General features: G+C 64.8%; 23 protein-coding genes. 15 read left to right on the top strand and 8 right to left on the bottom strand.

Features of this window, described 5'->3' with window-relative positions; all coding sequences use genetic code 11:
- The first annotated feature begins 49 nt into the window (after nucleotides 1-49).
- The 12 genes from urtB to ureG all read left to right on the top strand — a co-directional run bounded on the left by urtB (nucleotide 50) and on the right by ureG (nucleotide 9,492).
- On the top strand, nucleotides 50-1,579 hold the full coding sequence (urtB, locus tag GSQ76_RS11230) for an urea ABC transporter permease subunit UrtB (RefSeq protein ID WP_174247328.1): 1,530 nt from the start codon (nucleotides 50-52) through the stop codon (nucleotides 1,577-1,579).
- Nucleotides 1,576-2,697, top strand: a complete 1,122-nt coding sequence (urtC, locus tag GSQ76_RS11225; protein ID WP_158744002.1) for an urea ABC transporter permease subunit UrtC — start codon at nucleotides 1,576-1,578, stop codon at nucleotides 2,695-2,697. Before urtB ends, urtC begins: the two co-directional genes overlap by 4 nt.
- Before the next feature lie 5 nt (nucleotides 2,698-2,702).
- Nucleotides 2,703-3,446, top strand: a complete 744-nt coding sequence (gene urtD / locus GSQ76_RS11220) for an urea ABC transporter ATP-binding protein UrtD (protein ID WP_158744045.1) — start codon at nucleotides 2,703-2,705, stop codon at nucleotides 3,444-3,446.
- 3 nt (nucleotides 3,447-3,449) lie between these two features.
- Nucleotides 3,450-4,145 carry an urea ABC transporter ATP-binding subunit UrtE gene (urtE, locus tag GSQ76_RS11215; RefSeq protein ID WP_158744001.1) on the top strand — a complete coding sequence of 232 codons (696 nt, stop codon included), beginning with the start codon at nucleotides 3,450-3,452 and terminating at the stop codon, nucleotides 4,143-4,145.
- A gap of 89 nt (nucleotides 4,146-4,234) precedes the next feature.
- Nucleotides 4,235-4,621: a hypothetical protein gene (locus GSQ76_RS11210; protein ID WP_158744000.1), complete on the top strand. Its 387-nt coding sequence runs from the start codon at nucleotides 4,235-4,237 to the stop codon at nucleotides 4,619-4,621.
- Between the two features lie 7 nt (nucleotides 4,622-4,628).
- On the top strand, nucleotides 4,629-5,450 hold the full coding sequence (locus GSQ76_RS11205) for an urease accessory protein UreD (protein ID WP_158743999.1): 822 nt from the start codon (nucleotides 4,629-4,631) through the stop codon (nucleotides 5,448-5,450).
- 4 nt (nucleotides 5,451-5,454) lie between these two features.
- On the top strand, nucleotides 5,455-5,757 hold the full coding sequence (locus GSQ76_RS11200) for an urease subunit gamma (RefSeq protein ID WP_158743998.1): 303 nt from the start codon (nucleotides 5,455-5,457) through the stop codon (nucleotides 5,755-5,757).
- A complete protein-coding gene (locus tag GSQ76_RS11195; RefSeq protein ID WP_158743997.1) occupies nucleotides 5,754-6,059 on the top strand; it encodes an urease subunit beta in 306 nt (101 codons plus the stop codon). Before GSQ76_RS11200 ends, GSQ76_RS11195 begins: the two co-directional genes overlap by 4 nt.
- Nucleotides 6,056-7,762 carry an urease subunit alpha gene (gene ureC, locus GSQ76_RS11190; protein ID WP_158743996.1) on the top strand — a complete coding sequence of 569 codons (1,707 nt, stop codon included), beginning with the start codon at nucleotides 6,056-6,058 and terminating at the stop codon, nucleotides 7,760-7,762. Before GSQ76_RS11195 ends, ureC begins: the two co-directional genes overlap by 4 nt.
- Entirely contained in the window at nucleotides 7,759-8,223 is a 465-nt protein-coding gene (locus tag GSQ76_RS11185; RefSeq protein ID WP_254070358.1) for an urease accessory protein UreE, read from the top strand. Before ureC ends, GSQ76_RS11185 begins: the two co-directional genes overlap by 4 nt.
- The gene (locus GSQ76_RS11180) at nucleotides 8,213-8,872 is read left to right on the top strand and encodes an urease accessory protein UreF (protein WP_158743995.1); all 660 of its coding nucleotides are present in this window, start codon (nucleotides 8,213-8,215) and stop codon (nucleotides 8,870-8,872) included. Before GSQ76_RS11185 ends, GSQ76_RS11180 begins: the two co-directional genes overlap by 11 nt.
- Nucleotides 8,869-9,492: an urease accessory protein UreG gene (ureG, locus tag GSQ76_RS11175; protein ID WP_158743994.1), complete on the top strand. Its 624-nt coding sequence runs from the start codon at nucleotides 8,869-8,871 to the stop codon at nucleotides 9,490-9,492. The genes GSQ76_RS11180 and ureG overlap by 4 nt, the downstream gene beginning before the upstream one ends.
- Here ureG and GSQ76_RS11170 read toward each other — a convergent pair.
- The 5 genes from GSQ76_RS11170 to GSQ76_RS11150 are packed head-to-tail and all read right to left on the bottom strand — an operon-like array spanning nucleotide 9,478 to nucleotide 15,402.
- Entirely contained in the window at nucleotides 9,478-10,383 is a 906-nt protein-coding gene (locus tag GSQ76_RS11170) for a fatty acid desaturase (RefSeq protein WP_158743993.1), read from the bottom strand. The two genes, ureG and GSQ76_RS11170, sit on opposite strands and share 15 nt — an antisense overlap.
- Complete coding sequence (locus tag GSQ76_RS11165) at nucleotides 10,380-11,990, bottom strand: ABC transporter ATP-binding protein (protein ID WP_158743992.1); 1,611 nt, start codon at nucleotides 11,988-11,990, stop codon at nucleotides 10,380-10,382. Before GSQ76_RS11165 ends, GSQ76_RS11170 begins: the two co-directional genes overlap by 4 nt.
- On the bottom strand, nucleotides 11,987-12,820 hold the full coding sequence (locus GSQ76_RS11160; RefSeq protein WP_158743991.1) for an ABC transporter permease: 834 nt from the start codon (nucleotides 12,818-12,820) through the stop codon (nucleotides 11,987-11,989). The genes GSQ76_RS11165 and GSQ76_RS11160 overlap by 4 nt, the downstream gene beginning before the upstream one ends.
- Nucleotides 12,817-13,800, bottom strand: a complete 984-nt coding sequence (locus GSQ76_RS11155) for an ABC transporter permease (protein WP_254070357.1) — start codon at nucleotides 13,798-13,800, stop codon at nucleotides 12,817-12,819. Before GSQ76_RS11155 ends, GSQ76_RS11160 begins: the two co-directional genes overlap by 4 nt.
- 3 nt (nucleotides 13,801-13,803) lie before the next feature.
- Entirely contained in the window at nucleotides 13,804-15,402 is a 1,599-nt protein-coding gene (locus GSQ76_RS11150; protein WP_158743990.1) for an ABC transporter substrate-binding protein, read from the bottom strand.
- Between GSQ76_RS11150 and GSQ76_RS11145 the strand changes: the two genes are divergently transcribed.
- Together GSQ76_RS11145 and GSQ76_RS11140 are read left to right on the top strand one after the other, a co-directional pair.
- Nucleotides 15,401-16,267: a hypothetical protein gene (locus tag GSQ76_RS11145; protein WP_158743989.1), complete on the top strand. Its 867-nt coding sequence runs from the start codon at nucleotides 15,401-15,403 to the stop codon at nucleotides 16,265-16,267. The two genes, GSQ76_RS11150 and GSQ76_RS11145, sit on opposite strands and share 2 nt — an antisense overlap.
- 119 nt (nucleotides 16,268-16,386) lie before the next feature.
- The gene (locus tag GSQ76_RS11140) at nucleotides 16,387-16,857 is read left to right on the top strand and encodes an HU family DNA-binding protein (protein WP_158743988.1); all 471 of its coding nucleotides are present in this window, start codon (nucleotides 16,387-16,389) and stop codon (nucleotides 16,855-16,857) included.
- 44 nt (nucleotides 16,858-16,901) lie between these two features.
- Here GSQ76_RS11140 and GSQ76_RS11135 read toward each other — a convergent pair whose 3' ends face one another.
- Both GSQ76_RS11135 and GSQ76_RS11130 read right to left on the bottom strand, forming a co-directional pair.
- Nucleotides 16,902-17,309 (bottom strand): hypothetical protein, encoded by a 408-nt coding sequence (locus GSQ76_RS11135; RefSeq protein ID WP_158743987.1) that lies wholly within the window; start codon nucleotides 17,307-17,309, stop codon nucleotides 16,902-16,904.
- Between the two features lie 147 nt (nucleotides 17,310-17,456).
- Nucleotides 17,457-18,119, bottom strand: coding sequence for a DUF1028 domain-containing protein (locus GSQ76_RS11130; RefSeq protein ID WP_158743986.1), 663 nt, complete (start codon nucleotides 18,117-18,119; stop codon nucleotides 17,457-17,459).
- Between the two features lie 154 nt (nucleotides 18,120-18,273).
- Between GSQ76_RS11130 and GSQ76_RS11125 the strand changes: the two genes are divergently transcribed.
- A complete protein-coding gene (locus tag GSQ76_RS11125) occupies nucleotides 18,274-20,307 on the top strand; it encodes a prolyl oligopeptidase family protein (RefSeq protein ID WP_158743985.1) in 2,034 nt (677 codons plus the stop codon).
- 38 nt (nucleotides 20,308-20,345) lie between these two features.
- Here GSQ76_RS11125 and GSQ76_RS11120 read toward each other — a convergent pair whose 3' ends face one another.
- Nucleotides 20,346-22,163, bottom strand: coding sequence for a class I poly(R)-hydroxyalkanoic acid synthase (locus GSQ76_RS11120; protein ID WP_158743984.1), 1,818 nt, complete (start codon nucleotides 22,161-22,163; stop codon nucleotides 20,346-20,348).
- Nucleotides 22,164-22,471: the final 308 nt, after the last annotated feature.

Raw genomic sequence — 22,471 nt, 5'->3', positions numbered from 1 at the left:
GCCCCCTTCTTCCCTGCTCAAGGGGGTGGGGGTCCTCGTCGCACTGTTCATGATGTGCGTGTCGGCTCGGGCAGAGCCGGATCTATCGCAATTCGCGTCCACGAGTTTTAGCCAGATCCAGCAGGGTGTGGGATCGCTGGCGGCGTCGGGTGATCCGCGTGCCGGGGATATTTTAGCGGCGTTGCAGGCTGGCCGGCTGCTGGTCGGCACCGACAAGCAAATCTACATCAAGACGGATACGGGCACAGTGTCCGCAGCCACCGGGCAGCCAACGGAGGCGCCGGGCGCCCGTCCGCTGCGGGTGAATAATAACGTGCGCGTGGCGGTGGATACCGCGCTCGGCATCGTGCGCCTACTGTCCACCGACCCGGCACAACGCGCCGCCGCGGCGGAGGCCGTGTTCCATTCACGCGACACCTCGGCAATTGCGGTGCTCGACAAGGCCATCGCGCAGGAAACGGTGCCGGGCATCAAGCGCACCATGCAGGAGGCGCGTGCTGCCTCCCTCCTGGGCACGGATGGCAGCAGCGACGCGGACCGGCTCGCCTCCATCGCCATCCTGTCGAACCGCGGGGACATGGAATCCCGCTCGTTCATGAGCAGCATTCCCAACCCGTCACCACCGGTGGCCGCTGCCGCAGGCAAAGCGATCGACAGCATCGACCTTTGGCAGAAGGTCTGGACTGTGGTGCAGGGCGCGTTCTACGGCGTCTCACTCGGTTCCGTGCTGCTGCTGGCCGCGGCTGGGCTGGCCATCACCTTCGGCGTGATGGGCGTCATCAACATGGCGCATGGTGAAATGGTGATGCTGGGCGCCTACACGACGTTCGTGGTGCAGGAGGCAATCCGCAACTACGCGCCGGGCCTGTTCGGCGCCAGCCTGTTCATCGCCGTGCCGATGGCGTTCCTGGTATCGGGCGTGGTGGGTGTCGCGATCGAGCGGTGTTTGATCCGCTTCCTTTATGGCCGTCCACTGGAAACGCTGCTGGCCACTTGGGGCTTGTCGCTGGTGCTGCAGCAGGCCGTGCGCTCGATCTTCGGCGCCGACAACCGCAACGTCGGCAGCCCGGCCTGGATGAGCGGGGCGGAGCAGGTGGGCGGCGTGCTGATCACCAACAACCGGCTGGCGATCATCATCTTCGCCGTGCTGGTGCTGGCCGCTTTGATGGCGGTGCTGCGCTACACCTCGCTGGGTCTGCGAATGCGGGCCGTCACGCAGAACCGCCGTATGGCCGCGGCCATGGGCATTCGCACGCCCTGGGTGGATGCGATGACGTTCGGCCTCGGCTCCGGCATTGCCGGCATGGCGGGTGTGGCGCTGAGCCAGATCGATAACGTCAGCCCGAATCTGGGGCAGGGCTACATCATCGACAGCTTCATGGTGGTGGTGTTCGGCGGCGTCGGCAATTTGTGGGGCACGGCGCTGGGGGCGCTGGTGCTGGGCGTGGTCAACAAATTTCTGGAACCGATTGCCGGCGCCGTGTTGGGCAAGATCGTCGTGTTGGTATTGCTGATCGCGTTCATTCAAAGGCGGCCACGTGGGATGTTCCCGCTTAAAGGCCGGGCGGTGGAGGCATGAAGGCCTCTGCGCTCACCGTCTTCCTCGTCATGGGGATATCGGTGCTGATGGTGGTGCTGAACCTCGGCACCGCGGCCAGTTCACCGGTGCATGTGTCGACGTTCATGGTGTCGCTGGCAGGCAAGTATCTGTCCTACGCGATCCTGGCGCTGTCGGTGGATCTGGTTTGGGGCTTCGTCGGGATACTCACGCTGGGCCACGCCGCGTTCTTCGCGCTGGGTGGCTACGCGATGGGGATGTACCTCATGCGCCAGATCGGCGCACGCGGCGTGTATGCCAACCCCATCCTGCCGGACTTCATGGTGTTCCTGAACTACAAGGAATTGCCGTGGTTCTGGTACGGCTTCAACTGGTTCGGCTTTGCCATGCTGATGGCGGTCGTGGTGCCGGCAATCCTGGCCGCGGTATTCGGCTATCTGGCATTTCGTAGCCGTGTCACCGGCGTGTACCTGTCCATCATCACCCAGGCGCTAACCTACGCGCTACTGCTGGCGTTCTTCCGCAACGACATGGGCTTCGGCGGCAATAATGGGCTGACCGATTTCAAGGAATTGCTGGGCTTCTCGCTCTCCGCGGAAACCACGCGCTGCGGGTTGCTGGTGGTCACAGCGATCGCCCTCTCGCTCCTTTACCTGCTGGCCCGGGCCGTGACGCGATCGCGCTTCGGCAAGGTGATGATCGCGGTGCGCGATGCCGAAAGCCGCACCCGCTTCATCGGCTACCGACCGGAGCAGTATAAACTGGTCGTGTGGGTGCTGTCGGCCGTGATGGCCGCGATTGGCGGGGCGCTATACGTGCCGCAGGTCGGCATCATCAATCCCGGTGAATTCGCGCCCGCCAACTCGATCGAGGCGGTGATCTGGGTCGCCGTCGGTGGCCGCGGTACGCTGGCCGGGCCGATCCTGGGTGCTGTGCTGGTCAATTTCGGCAAGACGATCCTCACCGGCGCGCTGCCCGAGGTTTGGCTGTTTGCCCTGGGTGCGCTGTTCATCGTCGTGACGCTATTCTTGCCGCGTGGCCTGCTGGGACTGATGCCGGTGCGGGAGAAGGGCGACCCACCGCTGCCCGCCGACCCACCGACCCCGGCCGAGTCCGCCGCCAAGGAAGCCGTCTCGTGAGTTCGATGAGCAACGGGACATTGCTGTACCTCGACAACGTCTCCGTCACGTTCGACGGGTTTCGCGCGCTGAACGCCCTATCGCTGGTGCTGACCCCTGGCGAGATGCGCGCGGTGATCGGGCCGAACGGCGCCGGCAAAACGACGATGATGGACGTCATCACCGGCAAGACCCGGCCAAACACCGGCGACGTGCTGTTCGGCGGCTCGACAGACCTGACCCGGCTGGACGAGCCGGCCATTGCCGGGCTGGGGATCGGCCGTAAATTCCAGAAGCCGACCGTGTTCGAGCCGCACACCGTCTGGGACAATCTGCTGCTGGCGCTGGCGGGCGATCGGGGCCCGCGCTTTACCTTGTTTGCCAAGGAAACCGCGGAGGAGCGGCGTAAGATCGAATCCATCCTGGAGACCACTCGCCTGACCGACCAACGCAACCGTCGCTCCGGCGACCTGAGCCACGGGCAGAAGCAGTGGCTGGAAATCGGAATGTTGCTGGCGCAGGAGCCGCAATTGCTGCTGGTGGACGAACCGGTCGCCGGCATGACCGACTCTGAAACCGAGCAGACCGCCGTGCTGCTGCGGGAGATCAACAAGACCCGCAGCGTCGTGGTGGTGGAGCACGATATGGGCTTCGTCCGCGCGCTGGGGGTGAAGGTGACGGTGCTGCACGAAGGCAGCGTGCTCAGCGAGGGCAGCATCGACCATGTGAGCGAAGACCCGCGCGTCGTGGAGGTCTATCTTGGGCGTTGAGCCATGCTGAGCGTCGAAGGCGTCAACCTGCATTACGGCGCCGCCATCGCGCTGCGCAACGTCTCGCTACAAGCGGTGCCCGGCGCCGTTACGTGCGTCATGGGCCGCAACGGTGTGGGCAAGACCAGCCTGTTGCGGGCCATCACCGGCGCCCATCCCGTCAGCGCGGGCAAGGTGATGTGGGAGGGCCAGGACATCACGCGCATGCCTACCTTCGAACGCGCGCGCCGCGGCATCGCCTGGGTGCCGCAGGGCAGGGACGTGTTCCCACTGCTGACGGTGCGGGAAAACCTGGAAACCGGCTTCGCCGTGCTACCCCGGCGCGAACGCCGGGTGCCGGACGAGATGTTCGAACTGTTCCCCATCCTGAAGACCATGCTGCGGCGCCGCGGTGGCGATCTGTCGGGCGGCCAGCAACAGCAACTCGCCATCGCACGCGCTTTGGTCATGAAGCCCCGCCTGTTGATCATGGACGAGCCGACCGAGGGCATTCAGCCCAGCATCATCAAGGATATCGGGCGCGTCATCACCCTGCTGCGCACGCGGGGCGAGATGGCCATCATTCTGGTGGAGCAATATTACGACTTTGCCCGCGAACTGGCGCAGAGCATGTCGATCATGGATCGCGGCGACATCGTGCTGAGCGGCCCGGCAGGCACTCTGGACGAAGATGACGTGCGCCGCCGTCTCTCCGTCTAAGACGGAACCCACGATAGAGACGTTCCTGCCCTGAAACTGCCCCGTTCGGCTGTTACATTCCGTCATCTATTGGACAGGGAGTGGCGGCAATGACAATTCGCGCGGTTTCGCTGGCCGGTATCGTAATGGTGGCGCTGATGAGCGTCGTGGCGACCGGCTGTGATGCCCAGGGATATGGCTATGATCGCGGGCCGGGCTACGGTTACGGGTATGGCGGTCGTCCGCCGCCGCGCCAGTATGAGGAACGTCGTGAGGCCGATGACCGGCGGGGTGACTCTCAACTGCGGCAGCGGCAGGAACGCTATAACCAGTCGATCAGCAATCTGCAGCAGCAGCACAACCAGGGCGTCGTCGCGCTGCAGCAGCAATTCAACAAGGGGCAGATCAATCGCCAGCAACTGGATTCGGGCGTGAACCAGCTTGGTCGTCAATACGGCAACAGTGTCGCCCAGCAGCAGCGCGAATTGACGCGATGATGCCCGCGTGACCGCGGCTGCGGCAACGCTGCAGCGGTCGCTTGGCGCCTTGCGGATCGCGGTGAAGGACCGGGATGGCGACACCGTGCTGGACCGGTTTCGCCAGGAGGGCTGCCTGAAGGCGCGCTGGCCCCGGCCGGAACGCGGCGGCTGGACGAGTGCCGTCACGCTCAACAGTGCGGGCGGGGTGGCGCAAGGGGATCGGTTGGACACCGCCATTCGCGCCGGGCCGGGCACTCGTCTGACGGTGGCCAGCCAGGCGGCGGAGCGGTTCTATCGCTCCCCGGGTGGCGACCCGGCGCATGTGCGCACGGCGTTGACGGTGGAGGCGGGGGCGGCGCTGGAATGGCTGCCGCAGGAAACCATCCTGTTCGACGGCTGCGCGCTGGACCGCAGGCTGGCCGTCGACCTTGCGCCGGATGCCTGGTTCCTGGGCGTCGAAACCCTGGTGTTCGGCCGTGCATTGATGGGCGAAACCCTGCGTCACGCGATGCTGAGCGATACCATCCAGGTCCGCCAGGGCGGCGCGCTGCTGTTGCATGATGCCATCAGACTGCATGGCCCCGTGCAAGACTTGCTCGATCGCCCGGCGATCGCGGCTGGCGGCCACGTTGCGGCGACGCTGATCTACGCGTCGCCAGACGCGGCGGACCGGCTGGATGCCTTGCGCGCCGCGCTGGAACCCTGGCAGGCCGGTGCCTCCGTCATGCAGAGTTTGCTGATTGCCCGCATCATTGCGAACGATGGGGCCTGTGCACGGGCCGCGATCGTGGCAGGATTGGCCACGTTGCGCGGCGACCGCCCGCTGCCCCGAGTTTGGAGCTGCTGACCCGATGAACCTGACCCCGCGCGAGAAGGACAAGCTGCTGATCGCCATGGCGGCCGAGGTAGCGCGCAAACGCCTGGCCCGTGGCGTAAAGCTGAACCATCCGGAGGCCGTGGCCCTGATCAGCGATTTCGTGGTGGAGGGCGCCCGCGACGGCCGCACCGTCGCCGACCTGATGGAGCACGGCGCCCACGTGCTGACGCGGGACCAGGTGATGGAGGGCATTGCCGAGATGATTGCCGACGTTCAGGTGGAAGCAACGTTCCCCGACGGCACCAAGCTCGTCACCGTGCACGAGCCGATCCGATGATCCCGGGCGAGATCATCACGCTGGATGGCGATATCGAGCTGAATGCCGGCCAGCCCCGCACCACCGTCACCGTCGCCAACACCGGTGATCGCCCGATCCAGGTGGGCAGCCATTACCATTTCGCCGAAACTAACAAGGCGCTGGATTTCGACCGGGCCAAGGCGCGCGGCCAGCGGCTGGACATCGCCGCCGGCACCGCCGTCCGCTTCGAGCCAGGGCAGGCGCGAGAGGTGACGCTCGTGCCATTCCGTGGCGCTCGTGAGGTTTACGGCTTCCGCGGCGACATCATGGGTGCGCTATGACCCGCATCACCCGGCGTGCCTACGCCGACATGTACGGCCCCACGACCGGCGACCGAGTGCGCCTGGCCGATACGGAGTTGTTCATCGAGGTCGAGCGTGACCTGACCCTGTATGGGGAGGAAGTGAAGTTCGGCGGCGGCAAGGTCATCCGTGACGGCATGGGCCAGTCTCAGCGCAGCCAGGCGGAGGGCGCGGTCGACACCGTTATCACCAACGCGCTGATCCTGGACCATTGGGGCATCGTGAAGGCCGACGTCGCCATCACCAACGGCCGCATCGCCGCCATCGGCAAGGCCGGCAATCCGGACGTGCAGCCCGGCATCACCATCATCATTGGCCCAGGTACGGAGGTAATCGCCTGCGAAGGCAAGATCCTGACCGCCGGCGGGGTGGACGCGCATATCCATTTCATCTGTCCGCAGCAGGTGGAGGAGGCAGTGGCCTCCGGCATCACCACCATGTGCGGCGGCGGCACTGGGCCGGCCAGCGGCACGTCGGCCACCACATGCACGCCGGGCCCATGGTACCTCGCGCGTATGTTGCAGGCGGCAGAGGGGCTGCCGGTGAACCTGGCTTTCTCGGCGAAGGGCAATGCCTCCCGCCCGGCGGCGCTGGAGGAAATGCTGCGGGCCGGCGCGTCCTCGATGAAACTGCACGAGGATTGGGGCACCACCCCGGCGGCGATCGATTGCTGCCTGTCGGTTGCGGACCGGTTCGACGTTCCCGTGATGATCCACACCGACACGCTGAACGAGAGTGGCTTCGTGGAGGACACGATCGCTGCGTTCAAGGGCCGCACCATCCACGCCTTCCATACCGAGGGCGCCGGCGGCGGCCATGCGCCGGATATCCTGCGCGTCGCCGGGCTGCCGAACGTGCTGCCATCGTCCACCAACCCGACGCGCCCCTACACGTCCAACACCCTGGACGAGCATTTGGACATGCTGATGGTCTGCCACCATCTGGACCCGAACATTCCGGAGGACGTGGCCTTCGCCGAAAGCCGCATCCGGCGCGAAACAATTGCGGCCGAGGACATCCTGCACGACATGGGTGCGATCAGCATGATCAGCTCGGACAGTCAGGCGATGGGCCGGGTTGGCGAGGTGATCATCCGCACCTGGCAAACCGCGCATAAAATGAAGCTGCAGCGCGGCGCGTTGCCCGGCGATGGCGCGGCCGATAATGCGCGGGCGAAGCGCTACGTCGCCAAATACACCATCAACCCCGCCATCGCGCAGGGGCTGAGCCACGAAGTCGGCAGCATCGAAGCTGGGAAACTGGCCGATCTGGTGTTGTGGTCCCCGGCGTTCTTCGGCGTGAAGCCGGACCTGGTGATCAAGGGTGGAATGATCGTCTGCGCCCCGATGGGGGACCCGAACGCCTCCATCCCGACCCCGCAGCCAGTGCATTACCGTCCGATGTTCGGCACGCTCGGCGGCGCGTTGGCGGCAACCTGCATCACCTTCCTGTCGGGCGCGGCGATGGAGGCAGATCTGGCCCACACGCTGGGGCTGCGTCGGATGCTGTCCACAGTGAAGGACACGCGCGGCGGGATCGGCAAACACTCCATGATCCACAACGACGCGATGCCGAATATCGAGGTCGATCCGGAAACCTACGAGGTGCGCGCCGATGGCGTGTTGCTGACCTGCGCCCCGGCGACCGAGTTGCCGATGGCGCAGCGGTACTTCCTGTTTTGACCCTGCACGCCACCGCCGTCCTTCCCGCCGGAACCTGGGCCGGTCGCGAGATCGCCGACCGCGTTCTGATCGATTTCGACCGCCGCCACCGCCGCCGCATATTGCTATCCACCGCCGCCGGGGCGGAGTTGCTGCTGGATCTTCCGCAGGCCGTGCGCCTGCGCGACGGCGACGGGCTGGAATTGGCGGATGGCCGGGTCGTCCAGGTCATTGCCCAGGCAGAACCGCTGCTGGAAATCCACGCGCATGGCCCAGCCGAATTGGTGCGCATCGCCTGGCATCTCGGGAACCGGCATTTGCCGGTGCAATTATTGGGTGATCGCATTCGTATCCGGGCCGACCACGTGATCGCCGACATGATTCACGGCCTGGGCGGCCACGCCCACGCGATCGACGCCCCGTTCGACCCCGAAGGTGGCGCCTATTCGGGCGGCGGTCACCATCACCACCATGACGACTAGCACCACTCTACCGCTGCTGCTCACTTGGTTGTCGCCCGCCTTCCCGACCGGCGCCTACGCCTACAGCCACGGCCTGGAATGGGCGATCGAGGCGCGGGATGTAACGGACGAGGCCACCGCCGCCGCTTGGTTGGCCGATGTGCTGGCGCATGGCGCCGGACGCACGGACGCCATTCTGCTGCGCCATGCTCATCGAGCGACGACGGCTGACACACTGGCCGAAATCGCCGAACTAGCCGCTGCTGCGCAGCCATGTGCCGAGCGTCGACTGGAGACATTGGCGCAAGGCACCGCCTTCGCCCTGGCGGGAAAGGTATGGGGTGCGCCGTTGCTGGCCGCCCAGGCCGGGCAGGTTGCCTATCCGGTCGCGGTAGGGTCGCTGGCCGCGGCACACGGCGTGGCGGAGGATGACGCCACCACCGGGCTGCTGCACGCCTTCGCCGCCAATTTGGTATCCGCGGCAGTGCGATTGGTGCCGTTGGGACAAACCGCCGGGCTGCGCATTCTCGCTGGGCTGGCGCCGCTGATCACCGCCATCGCCCACGACACGGCCACCGCCGGCCTGGATGATATCGGCGGGGCGTGCTTCCGCTCCGACATCGCCGCCATGCGGCACGAGACGCAATATACGAGGCTATTTCGCACATGAGCAGTACACACGGGCCATTACGGGTTGGCGTCGGCGGGCCGGTCGGCACGGGGAAGACGGCGCTGATGGACAAGCTCTGCCGCGCTTTGTCACCGCACTACAACATCGCCGCCATCACCAACGACATCTATACGAAGGAGGACGCCCAGTTCCTCACCCGAGCCGGGTCACTTCCGCCGGAGCGGATTTTGGGCATCGAAACCGGCGGCTGCCCACACACCGCAATCCGTGAGGATGCCAGCATCAACCTGGCTGGCGTCGCCGATTTGTGCGCGCGGTTTCCGAAGCTGGACGTGATCCTGATCGAAAGCGGCGGCGACAATTTGGCCGCCACGTTCAGCCCGGAACTGGCCGACATCACCATCTACGTCATCGACGTATCCGCCGGCGACAAGATCCCCCGCAAGGGCGGACCCGGCATCACCCGCAGCGACCTGCTGGTGATCAACAAGATCGACCTGGCCCCGCATGTCGGCGCCAGCCTGGAGGTGATGGACCGCGACAGTCGCAAGATGCGCGGCGATCGCCCGTTCGTGTTCACCAACATCCGCGCCGGCGACGGTGTGGATGCCATCACCGCGTTCGTCGAGAAATCCGGCGGCCTGTCACGCGCGGCCTAGGATACCCTTCAAGTAGGCCGCGTGCCAGCGCGCATACCCGTCCTGGATCACCCCCAGCCGGCTGCGCACTGCGACGTGGGCATCCGGCAGGCGGTGGAACGGGATGGAGGGGTAGAGGTGATGCTCCGCGTGATAGCTCATGTTCCACATCAGCAGATGGATCATGCGGTTGGTGAGCGTGGTGCGGGTGTTGACTAGCCCGTTCGGGGTTTCGTCGCAGCCGGTATGCTCCGTTAGCAAGTAAAGCCGCAGGAACACCTGGCCCATCGCCTGTGGGATGAGCCAGAACACGAACGGCACCCACCAACCGAATAGCCACGCCGACCCAACGGCGAGCACGGCGACCAGCGCACTCATCCAGCGTACGCTGGCGATCACGCGGGGGGCAGAGGTGGTGGGAATATACGGATAGGCGGACAGATCACCGCGCCAGCAATCCCGCAGCACAACGGCCCGGGCGCGCCAGTAATTCACCGCCAACACCCGCATCAGGTAGCCATCCAGGCTGGCGGGCGGCCGCGGGCTCAGTTCCGGATCGCGCTCCGGGTCCTGGGTGAAGCGGTGATGCGCCAGGTGGAACACGGTGTAGAAATGCCAGTTCAGCGTGGACGGGCAGGCCGCCAGCCAGCCGACCACCGCATTTGCCCGGCGGCTGCGAAATGCCGTCAGATGCATCGTCTCGTGGATCGGCGCGAACAGCGTCGACTGCGACAACCCCAGCAGGATGATCGCCGGCACCACCGTCCACGGACCGGAGAACGCGACCAGCGTGCCCGCGATGCCTATGAACGCCAGGTGCAGCCCGATCTGGATCGCGCCCTGCACATCGGATCGAACGGATAGCGCGCGAACCTCGGCACCGGATAAGACGCGTGGGGTCGACGTGTTCATGTCGTGGCTCCCGTGGGTTGGTCGGGCGGAGTCCAGCCGCGGCCGGGCACGCTGTCCAGCAACGCCCGCGTGTACTCGTGCGCCGGGTTGGCGAAGACTGTGGCGGTCGAGCCCTGTTCGACAATCTGCCCACGCCGCATCACCGCCACACGATCGCAAATCTGCGCCGCAACCCGCAGGTCATGTGTAATGAACAGCATCGTCAGGCCCAGCCGGACCCGCAGATCCTCCAGCAGGGCCAGGATTTGCGCCTGCACCGACACGTCCAGAGCGGAGACGGGTTCGTCCGCAATCAGCAATTCCGGCTGCATCGCCAGCGCGCGCGCAATGCCGATGCGTTGGCGTTGGCCGCCGCTGAACTCGTGCGGGAAGCGGTCCGCCGCCCCAGGGTCCAACTGCACCAGCGCCAGCAGATCCTTGGCCCGGGCCTTCGCCTCTGCCGCCGGGGTGCCGTGGGCGAGCGGCCCCTCGATCAGGATATCGCCCACCTTGCGCCTTGGGTTCAGCGAGGCGAACGGGTCCTGGAACACCATCTGGATGCGTTTGCGGTAGGGCTTCCAATCGGCGCGGGACAGCGGGCGCAGGTCGGTGTCGCCGAAGCGGATCGCACCTTCATCCGCCACGACCAGTCGCACGACGCAGCGCGCCAGCGTGCTTTTGCCCGACCCGCTTTCGCCCACCAACCCCAGCGTTTCGCCGCGGCGGATTTGCAGTGACGCCGCTTGCACAGCGGCCACCGTGCGCCCGGCGCGAAACACACCGCGGGAATGGTAGGTTTTACCCACGCTCACCAGTTCCAGTACCGGCTTGCCCACCGCATCGGGCCGCGCCTGCGGCGGCCGGTGCGGAATAGCGGCGATCAGCGCCTGTGTGTAGGGATGTTGCGGCTGGTTCAACACGTCCGCTGCTGCACCCTGCTCTACGATCCGGCCGCGCTGCATCACCGCGACGCGGTCGGCGATTTCCGCCACCACGCCAAAATCATGCGTGATGAACAGCACGCCAGTGCCCCGGCGTGACTGGATTTCCCGGATCAATGCCAGGATCTGCTTCTGCGTCGTCACGTCCAGGGCAGTCGTCGGCTCGTCCGCGATCAGGATCGCGGGCTCCAACGCCAATGCCGCCGCGATCATCACCCGTTGCCGCTGCCCGCCGGACAAAGCGTGCGGATAGGATCGGGCGATGCGCGCCGGGTCGGGAAGGCCCACTGCCTCCAGCAACTCCTGCACCCGGCGGCCGACGGGGCGGTTATGCACCTGCATCACCTCCGCCACCTGGTCATGCACGCGCATCAGGGGGTTCAGCGCGGTCATTGGTTCCTGGAACACGGTGCCGATGCGGGCGCCGCGCAGCGCGCGCATGTCGGCCTGGGAAGCGCCGCGCAAATCCCGCCCTTCGAACACGATTTTGCCGGCGGTTACGCCCAGCCCGCGCGGTAGCAGCCCTGTCAATGCGGCGGCGGAGACGGATTTTCCCGACCCGCTTTCCCCTACGATGCACAGAATTTCGCCCGCGTTCAGGCTGAACGATACGTCTTCCACCGCGTTCGGCCGGTCCGCACCCGGCGGCAGCGAAACTGTCAGCCCATCGATGCTGAGCAATGTCATCGCCGCCGCGCCAGGCGTGGGTTCAGCGCGTCGTTCAGGCCTTCACCGACCAGGTTCAGCGCCAGCACCGTCAGGAAGATCGCCAGGCCGGGGAAGACGCTCATCCACCAGGCCAGGCGGATGACGCTGCGCCCGGCGCCGATCATGAAGCCCCAGGACATTAGGTTCGGATCGCCCAGCCCCAGGAAGGACAGGGCGGATTCCAGCAGGATCGCGCTGGCGACCATCAGGCTGGCCAGCACGATGATGGGCGACAGCGCGTTCGGCAAAATCTCCCGGAAGATGATGGCGGTGCGCGATCGGCCCAGCACTTCCGCCGCCTGCACGAACTCGCGCGTGCGCAGCGTCAGGAACTCAGCGCGCACCACGCGGGTGACGGGCGGCCAGGATACCAGCGCGATGGCGGCGACGATGGAGGATAGGCTGGGGGTGAAGATTGCCACCAGCACCACCGCCAGAATGAAGGACGGGACGGTCTGGAAGAACTCCGTCACGCGCATGATGATGTCATCCACCAGGCCACTGGCATACCCGGCGACGGCACCCAACACGACGCCCAGCAGCAACGCCGCCGCCGTAGAGACCGCGCCGATCAGGAGGGAGACGCTGGCGCCGTAGGCGATATCCGCCGCCACATCACGCCCCAGCGAGTCCGAGCCGAGCAGAAACCCCTCGTCACCCGGCGGCGCGAACGGCGCGCCCTGCATGTCCCAAGGCGAGAACGGGAACAGCACCGGCGCCAGCGCAGCGACGAGCGCCACCAGCACCAGGACCGCCAGCCCCACCACGGCGCCACGATTGCGTGCGAAGGCGCGGGCGAACGACCTCATTGCGCCTGCATCCGCGGGTCGATGACCAGGTACAGCAGGTCGGTCAGTAGGTTGAACACCAGCACCAGGATGGAGGTCGTGAGGAACACGCCCAACAACACCTGGTAATCTCGTGCCAACAGCGCATCGAAGGCGAGGCGGCCGATGCCGGGCCAGGCGAACACGGTTTCCACCAGCACGGAACCACCAATCAATTGCCCGGCCTGGATGCCGGCTAGCGTCACAACGGGCAGCAATGCGTTGCGCAGGATGTGGCGGCGCAGGATCCGCCCCTCCGGCACTCCCTTGGCCCGGGCAGTCTTGATGTAGTCCTCGCCCGCGACATCCAGCATCGCGCTGCGGGTGAGCCGTGCGTACACCGCCAGATAGAACAGCCCCAGCGTCAGCGCCGGCAACACCAGATATTGCGCCGTGTCGGCCATTGCGGCCCACCCGTGCAGATCCGCGCCCACCGTGTTCATGCCAAACGACGGCAGCCAGCCGAGCCACACGCTGAACACCAGCACCAGCATCAGCCCCACCCAGAAGATCGGCGTAGCGTAGAAGGCCAGCGCCATGACGGTAATCACGCTATCCGCCCAGGTGCCCACACGCTGCGCCGCCGCCGCCCCCAATGCGATACCGACCATCAGGGCAAAGGCAAAGGCCACGCAGGTCAGCAGCAACGTTGCCGGCAGACGTTCCATAATCAGGCTTAGGACCGTCCTCTGCTGCCGGTGGGAGATACCGAGGTCGCCCTCTGCTACCGAGGAGACGTAGATCCATAATTGGGTGCTCAACGGCTTATCCAGGCCGAATTCGTGGCGCAATTGCTCGACAAACTTGGCATCCGCCGCGCCGGACTGCCCGGCGATGACGCTTGCCGGGTCGCCGGGGGCGGCGTGGATCAACAGGAAGTTGACGCAGATGATCGCGAATACCACCACGATCATCTTCGCCAACCGCGCCAGCAGGAAGCGCAGGAACCTTAACGGCGACACGGGTCAGCTGATCGTCACGTCGTCAAACGGTGCGTGGATGCCGGTGCCCAGCGTGATCACGTTCTTCACCTTCGTGTCGTGGATGGTGGGGAATGCCATTTCCAGCAGCCAGATTTGCGGGATCTGCTCCACCAGCAATTTTTGCACGGCGAAGAACGCCTTCTGCCGGTCCGCCGGGTCGGCGCCGTTACGTCCATCGGTGAACAGCTTGTCGACCTCCGGGTTCACGTAGCCGCCGGTGTTGGTGAACACGACCTTCTGGATGTTGGTGGACACGTAGGTTCGCTCAACCCCCAAGGTCGGGTCGCCATATTGATACAGGAAGTTGACGGAGGTGTCGTAATCCCAGTCCGACAGGCGCCGGGCCCAGCCGCCAGTGTCGGTGCTTTCCAGCGTCACCTCGATCCCGATCTGCTTCATCGAGGCACGGAAATACTCCGCCAGTCGCGCCCAAATTTCGCCATAGGGCAGGGTCAGGTGCCGGATCTTGAAGCGCACGCCGTTCGCATCCGGCTTCACTCCGGCTTCATCCAGCAGGGCGATCGCCTTCTTGATGTCATGCGGCAGCGGCTTCAGCGACGGGTCGTAATACTTGGTCGTGGAGGCAACCGGGCCAGTGGCGAGCTTGCCGACATTGAACCACAGGCGCTTGAGGATGAAGTCGCGATCCAGCGCCATGCTCATCGCCTGGCGGACGCGAGCATCGTCGAGCGGCTTCACCCGGTGGTTCAACTCGATCCACATCAGCGGGGAGAAATATTCCCAGCCGGCGGTTTCAACCGTCAGATTGGGCTGGGTCTGGAAGCGTGGCACGTCGAATGGCTCGATATCGTTGGCTGCGGACATCATCACTTGCCCGGTTTGCAGCGCCAGGGCGCGGCTTTGGCTATCCGGGACAATGCGGTAGGTGATGCCGTCCAGATAGGGCTGGCCCGGCTTCCAGTATTGGTCGAACCGCTTCAGCGCGATGAAGTTGCCGCGCTGCCATTCGCTGAACTGGAATGCGCCGGTTCCGATCGGCTTCTGGTTCGCCGGGTTGTTGCGGTAGTCCGTGCCGTCGTAAATGTGCTTCGGCATGATGGCCACGGTGGTCACGTCGAACATCAGCAGGAACGGATCGAACGGCGCATCCAGGGTTAACACGACGGTATGCGGGTCGGGTGCGGTGGCGGATTTGATCTTGCTGAACACGCCGCGGGCGCGGGGCGCCAGTTCGAAATGGAACTTCATGATCGAGAAGATCACGTCGTCGGCTGTCATCGGCGTGCCGTCGTGGAACTTTACATTATCCTGCAGATGGAAGGTGTAGGTCTTCCGGTCGTCCGACAACTCCCAGCTTTTCGCCAGCAGCGGCTTCGGCTCAAGCTTTTCGGAGAATTCCAGCAGGCTTTGATAAATTTTAGACACGACGATCAGCGTCGGCCCCTGGTTGTTGACGCCGGGGATGAGCACCGGCGGTTCTGGCGTCAGCAGGCTGGTCAGCGTGCCGCCCCGCTTTGGCACGGCGGTTTGGGCCCGGACTGGGCTGGGAATGACGAATTGCGATGCGAGCCCGGCGAGGGCCGCCGTCGTCATCAGCGTGCGCCGTGTGGGATAGGTCATGACGAAAATGCTCCTGCTGGCACGGGGGACGCTAGCCAAGCGCTGGGGGGCGGACAAGCAAGCGCCGCGCGCCTTGGTCGTGGAAGATCGTCCAGCGGGGCCGAACCTGCCGCCGGAACGGGCAAACCCCGTTTTGCATGCCTGGTTCTTCGGCGCGTTTCGCCAGCGTGGTTGCTTGCGCCGCTGGGCAAAACTAGACTCGATCATGGACTGTGTCGCTCCCGAGTCGGTTGTCCCGGCTCGTCTACCCTGGGATTTTCACCCGTCCCTGACAGAGGAGCGGTTGCGGCTGTGCGCTCGGCTTCTGGCGAATGCCCGTCGCGATGCACTGGCTTTGGCTGCCTACGATATGGGTGACGATAGCTGGTCCGTCGGCTGCCGCGCCTATGCGTTTGGTAAGCAGCGGCTGAGGCGCGTGGCGGATGCAGGCGGTCACGCATGGCTGACCGTGCTGGATGATAGCCATCATTTCGTCTTCTTGATCGACCAGGTTCCGGTCCGATTCTATCGCGGCCTGGCCGATGACCCGACGGTGCGAACGCTGCGCCGGCAGGAAGCGGAGGCGCGTCAGTTGGGTCTGGCGTTGGGCGACGACGCGGCAGAGGGACTGGCGTTCCGGCTTGCCGTGGAGACGAATGGGCAGGGTGGGGTAGAGCGTGTCGTGTTTCTGGCATTGCGGGGAGAGGGGGGAAATGCCGAGTGTGCATGGCCGATTCCTCTTGAAACACCTGCGATTCCAGGGGTTGCTGCGGTGCAATTGCGCTTGCTTGCCGATGATGGATTTGGCGAGTCGGAGCGTGCCACGCTGGACCTTGGCAGGGCTTTACCCCGCAAACGCGCAGGCAAAACCCGCCGTATCGCATAAAATACAGCAAAATGGCATGTTTGCGCATGCATCCCGACGCCATGCTCGGTAGTTATCGGCTTGTGTGTCTGGCATACGCGTTATGCTTTCACGACTGAGCAACGAGGAGTTTTCCCCATATGGCTAAGACCGCTGTAACCAAGACTGCCGCCAAGGCCAAGGCAGCCCCGCCGCCACCGAAGGCACCGCCCGCCAAGGTCGCCACCAAAGCCGCTGCTACGAAGGCAGTCGCCAAGCCTGCCGCCGTCGCCACCAAGGCGAAGGCCGCTCCGGCGAAGGGCAAGGCTGCTGCTCCGGCGAAGCCCGTTCCCGTCGTCACGATCACGATGAAGCAGATGGGTGCCGCGTTTGCGGAGCGTCACGAGATGACGAAGCGCGACGCCGACGCCATGCTGGCCGATGTATTCGGCACCGTCGTCGATCACCTGAAGGCTGGTGAGCGCGTGCGCATCAGCGGGCTGGGCATCATTGAGGTGAAGAACCGGCCGGCGCGTATGGGCCGTAACCCTGCCACGGGTGAATCGATCCAGATCAAGGCGAGCAAGAAGGTCGCGTTTCGGGCCGCCAAAGAACTAAAAGAAGCTATCTGACCCAAATGGTGCCGAGCGCCTGAACGCTCGGCACCATTTTGACTTTAAACGGTGGTCGGGGCTTCCACCGGCTTGCGGAGGCGGCGCTTTACGGCGGCCGTCACCGGCTCTGCCCCATTAGCCTTCGCGGCGGCAGTCTTCTTCGGCTTCGGCGCGGCCTTTTTGACGGTCTTCGGCGCCGGCGTCGCCTTCACAGCCTTTACAGCTTTGGCAACCTTCGGCGTCTTTGAGACCTTGGCCGGCGCTGCAGGCTTGGCGGCCTTGGCCTTCGCAGCCGCAGCCTTCATCTTATCCTTCCGGACCTTCATCTCGTCGCGGATCATCGCCATCGCAGCCTTGGCAACGGCGGCACGCGAGGCGTCTGGAATTGACTCAAGCGCGGTGAAGAAGGCCTGCGACACCGGCTTGGTGCCCCGCGGCGCGCGGGTGGACGTGGTCTCTGCTTTCAGCATAGTGCGCGACTCCAATTGCGATCGTTGGTGATCGTACCGCACATATAGTCGATACGGTGCAACGAAAAACCTAATTCGCACGACAGATCATCGCATAACGGTGCGTCCATACCATTATTTTGCACTTTCCGTCGTGCAAAACTGAAATCAGGGCGACAACGGTGGAATATCGCCGGGTGAAATCGCCCGAACGACGTAATCATCCGCGTCCGGCGCATATTCGTTCCACAGCGCACGCAGGGCCGCGATTGGATCGGCCGAACTATCAACGCGAAGATCGGCGTAAGCAAAGCTATGGCTGTGCACGATCAATAATGCGGATGACCGCAATTGCAAAAGCTCCCCGCCGGCTGCGTCACCTGCCTCCAATGCTGTCAGCAGACGCTCTGGTAAGTTTTGTGATGCCGCTTCGGTGAAGGCTGCAACCATCGCGGAGGGTACGCAGGGATCACGCAGGATATTCCCGGCGGCAACGCAATCGGTTCCGGATACGCCGTCGTGTTTGGACTTGATGTTATGACCGGAAAAATGCGCGCTGCTGCCCATGGCATGCAACACCGCCAATTGGCGCCAGCCGGCATCCGGCGTACTGGCGACAAGTGCCGCAATTGTTTCCGCCGGCGTGCAACCATCTGCCAGTAATGCCAGGCCGCGCGGCCCCAGGCGGGGATCGGTGCGGTTCTGCGTCAGCACGACACCCAGTCCGTGGCGTGCGTACACGCAGCGCGCGCCGACGGCCGGGCTGGACGTGGTGATGACGGCGCCAAGCATGCCAGTGCGGGCGCAGCGCCCTGCGAGCGAGAAGGTCATGGCGTTAGGCTCTCCCATATTGCTGCCACAGTGTTGTGCATGGCTGGTGATGACGTCGAGACATAAAGCCGCTGGCCCGGCCACTCGCGCGCTTGATGCGCTGCCCCGGCGATGCTGATAGGCTGGCCCCGACCCACTGCGCAATGGTGCCCTCATGACGCATGCAGCCCCAACACTCGATACGCCTGACGACGATCCGTGGCTGTGGCTGGAGGATGTGGAGGGCGACCGCGCAACTGTGTGGGCCGATGCGCAAACGGCCGCTACGATCGGCGCGTTCGGCGGTGCGGCCTATGCGGCCGATCGCGATACGCTGCGTGCGTTGCTGGATCGCCCGGATAATTTGCCGGTGCCGGGCCGTCGCGGCGGTTTGCTATACAACTATTGGCGCGACGCGCAGCACCCGCGCGGCGTGTGGCGCCGCACCGACATGGCGTCGTATTGCACCGATGCACCCAATTGGGATGTGCTGCTGGACCTTGATGCATTCGCGACGCACGAAGGTGAGGATTGGGTGTGGCAAGGCGCGGCCACCCTGCCGCCTGCACATGATCGCGCCATCATGCGGTTGTCGCGTGGCGGCAGCGATGCGGTGGTGCTGCGCGAGTTCGACATGACGAACCGCAGCTTCGTGCCAGATGGTTTCAATATGCCGGAGTCAAAGGGTGGCGCCGCGTGGATTGATCGCGACACCGTATTACTGGCGTCGGCCGCGCAGGGCGTGACGAATTCTGGTTACGCCAGCACGGTTCGCCTCTGGTCGCGCGGGCAGGCGCCGGGGCCGGCGCTATTCCAAACCGATGCCGCAAACATGGCGGCCTGGGGCCAATATGACAGTGTTAATGATTGGCTGCTGTTTGGTGAGGCGACGGATTTCTTCAACGGCGCCGTGTTCATCGGAGATCGCAACGGCCCCAACCGCAAAATCGATCTGCCATCCGACTCCCACTTCTTATGGGATCGTGGCTGGATGGCGATCAAGCTGCGCTCGCCCTGGACGGTGGGCGAAACGACCTACGCGGGCGACACGCTGCTGGTGATTGGGCTCGACGCTTTCCTAGCCGGTGATCGCGCGTTCAAGGTTTTGTTCGAGCCTGCGCCGCGTCGCGCTTTGCAGAATTTTGGCTGGGTCGGTGGCGTGCTGCTGATCGGCATCCTGGACGAACTGCGACCAGTCATCCTCGTCGTGCAACCTGGCACCTGGGAAAGTCACGCGCTGGACGGCATGCCCGCCGTCGGCACCGCCGGCGCCTGGGGGTTGGATATCGAGGATATCGAGTCCGATGGCACATTACTGGCCACCGTGCAGGATCCGCTGACACCGCCCACGCTGATGATGATACCGCCGGGGCCGGGTGCGCCGATCGTGTTGAAGCGCACGCCCCCAGCCTTCGACGCCAGCGGCCTAGTCGTGACCCGGCACGAAGCGATCTGCAGCGACGGCGAACGCATTCCTTATGTACAGTCGGGACCGCCGGGCGAAACCGGCGATGCACCCGTGCACATGACGGGCTATGGTGGCTTCGGCGTTACGTCCAACCCGACTTACGCGCTCCGCACTGGCAAGTTGTGGTTGGAGCGCGGGGGCACCACGGTCATCGCCAATATCCGCGGCGGTGGCGAATTCGGCACGCGTTGGCATGATGCCGGGCGACGTGAAGGTAAGAAACTTTCGCACGACGATTTCGCCGCCGTCGCCGCCGATCTTGTGCGCCGCGGCATTACCCGGCCAGGCCGCATCGCGGCGGAGGGTGGATCGAATGGCGGTTTACTGATCGCCAACATGCTCACGCGATTTCCCGAACGCTTCGGCGCGCTCTTCTGCACCATCCCGCTGATCGACATGCGCCGCTATTCGCAGCTTCTGGCGGGGGCGAGTTGGATTGCCGAATACGGCGACCCGGCCATACCGGACGACTGGGCCTTCCTTGGCCCGATCTCCGCCTATCACGCCGCCGCACCGGGGCAGCCTTATCCACCGATCCTGCTGGCCACGGCGCGGCGGGACGACCGGGTGCACCCCGGCCACGCACGCAAGATGGCGGCCAAGCTGCAGGCGATGGGATACAACGCGCATTTCTACGAACCCGCTGCCGGCGGCCATGGCTACGGCAAGGATAATGCGGAGGTCGCTGCGTTCTCCGCATTGGGGATCGCGTTCTTGCGCAAGGCGATCGGCTGGGAATAGGCCGTAGCCGCGCCCCGGGTATGCCGGGGCGCGGTGGTTTAGGCGCGAACGGTGACGTAGCTGCCGGGTGCATCCTCGATCGCGGGCAGTGCGCCGCTGCCGGGCGTACGCGGGGCAATCATCTCGCCAGCTTTCGATACGACCCAGCGTTGCCAGTCCGGCCACCACGACCCGGCCATCTCCTGCGCGCCGGCGAACCATTCCTCCGGTGTCCCCGGCAGATCTTCGTTCAGCCAGTGGCTATACTTGCCGCCCTCTGGCGGGTTCACGACGCCGGCAATATGCCCGCTGGCTGCCAGCACGAATCGCTTTGGCCCGCCTAGCAACTGGGTGCCGCGATAGGTGCTACGCCAGGGGGCGATGTGGTCTTCCCGCGTGGAGATGAAATAGGCGGGGATATCGATGATGCCGAGGTCGATGCGCTGCCCGGCCAATTCCAGCTCGCCCTTCGCCAGGCGGTTGGCGTGATACATGTTGCGCAGATAGTAGCTGTGCATCTTCGCCGGCATGCGCGTCGCGTCGCTGTTCCAGTATAAGAGGTCGAACTGGAACGGCTCGTTGCCCAGCAGGTAATTGTTCACCACGAACGACCAGATCAGGTCGTTCGCGCGCAGCATGTTGAACGTGGTCGACATGTCGGCGCCCTGCAGCACGCCCTGCCGCTCCATCTTCGCCTCTAACTGGGCGAGTTGTTCTTCATCGATGAACACGCTCAGCTCACCAGCCTCGGCGAAATCCGTCATCGTGACGAAGAAGGTGGCGCTCTGGATGCGGTCGTCGCCATGCGCCTTCATATAGGCGAGCGTGCATGCCAGCAGCGTACCGCCAAGGCAGTAGCCGATGGCGTTGACCTGCCGTTCTCCGGTTGCCTGCTCGATCGCGGCCAGCGCGGCGAACACGCCCTCGATCATGTAGTCCTCGAAGCCCTTCTCGGCCATTGCCTCATCCGGGTTCACCCAACTGACCATGAACACGGTATGGCCTTGGCTCACTGCCCAGCGAACGAAGCTGTTCTTCGGGCGCAGATCCAGGATGTAGAATTTGTTGATCCACGGCGGAAGGATCAGCAGCGGCCGCTTCAACACCTGGTCGGTGGTGGGCGAGTATTGGATCAGCTGCATCAGCGCGTTCTGGAATACGACCTTGCCGGGGGAGACGCCGATGTTCTCGCCTAGCTTGAACGCGTCCATATCGGTCATCTTGATGGCGAGTTTGCCCTTGCCGCGCTCCAGATCGCCCAGCAGGTTGTTCAGCCCGCGCAGCAGATTCTCGCCGCCGGTCTCGGCCGTCTTGCGCAGCACTTCCGGGTTGGTCAGCAGGAAGTTGGACGGGCTCATCGCGTCGATGAACTGGCGGGAGTAGAAGTCGACCTTCTGGGCGCTCTTGCGGTCCAGCCCCTCGGCCTGGCCCACCACGTCCTGTACGAACCGGGCGGATAGCAGGTACGACTGCTTGATGAAGTCGAAGACCTCATTTTCCTTCCAGGCGTCGTCCTTGAACCGCTTGTCCTTGGGGTCCGCCTGGATGACTGGGGGGGTCACCGGCGTATCTTGGCCCCCCATCATGCGGCGCGCAGTGTTCTGCCACAGCGTCATATAGTCCTGCCAGAACCCGATCTGCGCCTGCATCAGCTTGGCCGGGTTCGCCATCAGCTTGGCGGTCATCTCCATGAACGCGGTGCCGATGTTCAGCGGGTCGGCCCGTGGGGTGTCCTCGCCCTGGCGCTTCAGCCAGTCGCCAACGATGCGCTGCGACCGCTCGGCGATGTCAGCCATGGATCGCCCAAGCTGTACCGGGTCGGCCACACGGGACGGCGGTCGGGCATTATCAGGTGTTCGATTGCCATCGTTCGGCATGGCGTCCTTCCCGTCGGGTTCGCGCCCCGCTAGACAGTGCGAAGGCTGGGGCTGATCACCGACTTATGTTTGAGGTTTCTTCATCAAGAATTAGGCGTGCGAAGCTGTTGCGGCAAGCGGCAGGTCGTGCGGTCTTGGCTGCGTGGGTCGCAGGGCTGGCGGGTTGCGGGAATAGTGCGCCCCTGAACGGCGCGGTGGACCTGTATCATGACCTTCAGGGTGGGGCGATTGCCGCCCAACGCCCCCCGCCCCCCGGGGCAGATGCGCCATACCCCAACCTCGGCACCATCCCGAAACGCCCGACGCCG

It is taken from the genome of Acidisphaera sp. L21 (assembly GCF_009765685.1).
Classification (GTDB): domain Bacteria; phylum Pseudomonadota; class Alphaproteobacteria; order Acetobacterales; family Acetobacteraceae; genus LMUY01.
Note: the sequence above shows the minus strand (reverse complement) of the source record. Positions and strands in the feature narration are given on the sequence as shown.

What these genes read in the sequence shown, in the direction of transcription:
- GSQ76_RS11180 (WP_158743995.1), top strand. Translation starts at nt 8,213, where the DNA reads ATGACGACTAGCACCACTCTACCGCTGCTGCTCACTTGGTTGTCGCCC.
- GSQ76_RS11200 (WP_158743998.1), top strand. Translation starts at nt 5,455, where the DNA reads ATGAACCTGACCCCGCGCGAGAAGGACAAGCTGCTGATCGCCATGGCG.
- ureG (WP_158743994.1), top strand. Translation starts at nt 8,869, where the DNA reads ATGAGCAGTACACACGGGCCATTACGGGTTGGCGTCGGCGGGCCGGTC.
- GSQ76_RS11160 (WP_158743991.1), bottom strand. Translation starts at nt 12,820, where the DNA reads ATGAGGTCGTTCGCCCGCGCCTTCGCACGCAATCGTGGCGCCGTGGTG.
- urtE (WP_158744001.1), top strand. Translation starts at nt 3,450, where the DNA reads ATGCTGAGCGTCGAAGGCGTCAACCTGCATTACGGCGCCGCCATCGCG.
- GSQ76_RS11150 (WP_158743990.1), bottom strand. Translation starts at nt 15,402, where the DNA reads ATGACCTATCCCACACGGCGCACGCTGATGACGACGGCGGCCCTCGCC.
- urtC (WP_158744002.1), top strand. Translation starts at nt 1,576, where the DNA reads ATGAAGGCCTCTGCGCTCACCGTCTTCCTCGTCATGGGGATATCGGTG.
- GSQ76_RS11195 (WP_158743997.1), top strand. Translation starts at nt 5,754, where the DNA reads ATGATCCCGGGCGAGATCATCACGCTGGATGGCGATATCGAGCTGAAT.
- GSQ76_RS11165 (WP_158743992.1), bottom strand. Translation starts at nt 11,990, where the DNA reads ATGACATTGCTCAGCATCGATGGGCTGACAGTTTCGCTGCCGCCGGGT.
- urtB (WP_174247328.1), top strand. Translation starts at nt 50, where the DNA reads ATGATGTGCGTGTCGGCTCGGGCAGAGCCGGATCTATCGCAATTCGCG.
- GSQ76_RS11170 (WP_158743993.1), bottom strand. Translation starts at nt 10,383, where the DNA reads ATGAACACGTCGACCCCACGCGTCTTATCCGGTGCCGAGGTTCGCGCG.
- GSQ76_RS11125 (WP_158743985.1), top strand. Translation starts at nt 18,274, where the DNA reads ATGACGCATGCAGCCCCAACACTCGATACGCCTGACGACGATCCGTGG.
- GSQ76_RS11210 (WP_158744000.1), top strand. Translation starts at nt 4,235, where the DNA reads ATGACAATTCGCGCGGTTTCGCTGGCCGGTATCGTAATGGTGGCGCTG.
- GSQ76_RS11130 (WP_158743986.1), bottom strand. Translation starts at nt 18,119, where the DNA reads ATGACCTTCTCGCTCGCAGGGCGCTGCGCCCGCACTGGCATGCTTGGC.
- GSQ76_RS11140 (WP_158743988.1), top strand. Translation starts at nt 16,387, where the DNA reads ATGGCTAAGACCGCTGTAACCAAGACTGCCGCCAAGGCCAAGGCAGCC.
- ureC (WP_158743996.1), top strand. Translation starts at nt 6,056, where the DNA reads ATGACCCGCATCACCCGGCGTGCCTACGCCGACATGTACGGCCCCACG.
- urtD (WP_158744045.1), top strand. Translation starts at nt 2,703, where the DNA reads ATGAGCAACGGGACATTGCTGTACCTCGACAACGTCTCCGTCACGTTC.
- GSQ76_RS11120 (WP_158743984.1), bottom strand. Translation starts at nt 22,163, where the DNA reads ATGCCGAACGATGGCAATCGAACACCTGATAATGCCCGACCGCCGTCC.
- GSQ76_RS11135 (WP_158743987.1), bottom strand. Translation starts at nt 17,309, where the DNA reads ATGCTGAAAGCAGAGACCACGTCCACCCGCGCGCCGCGGGGCACCAAG.
- GSQ76_RS11145 (WP_158743989.1), top strand. Translation starts at nt 15,401, where the DNA reads ATGACGAAAATGCTCCTGCTGGCACGGGGGACGCTAGCCAAGCGCTGG.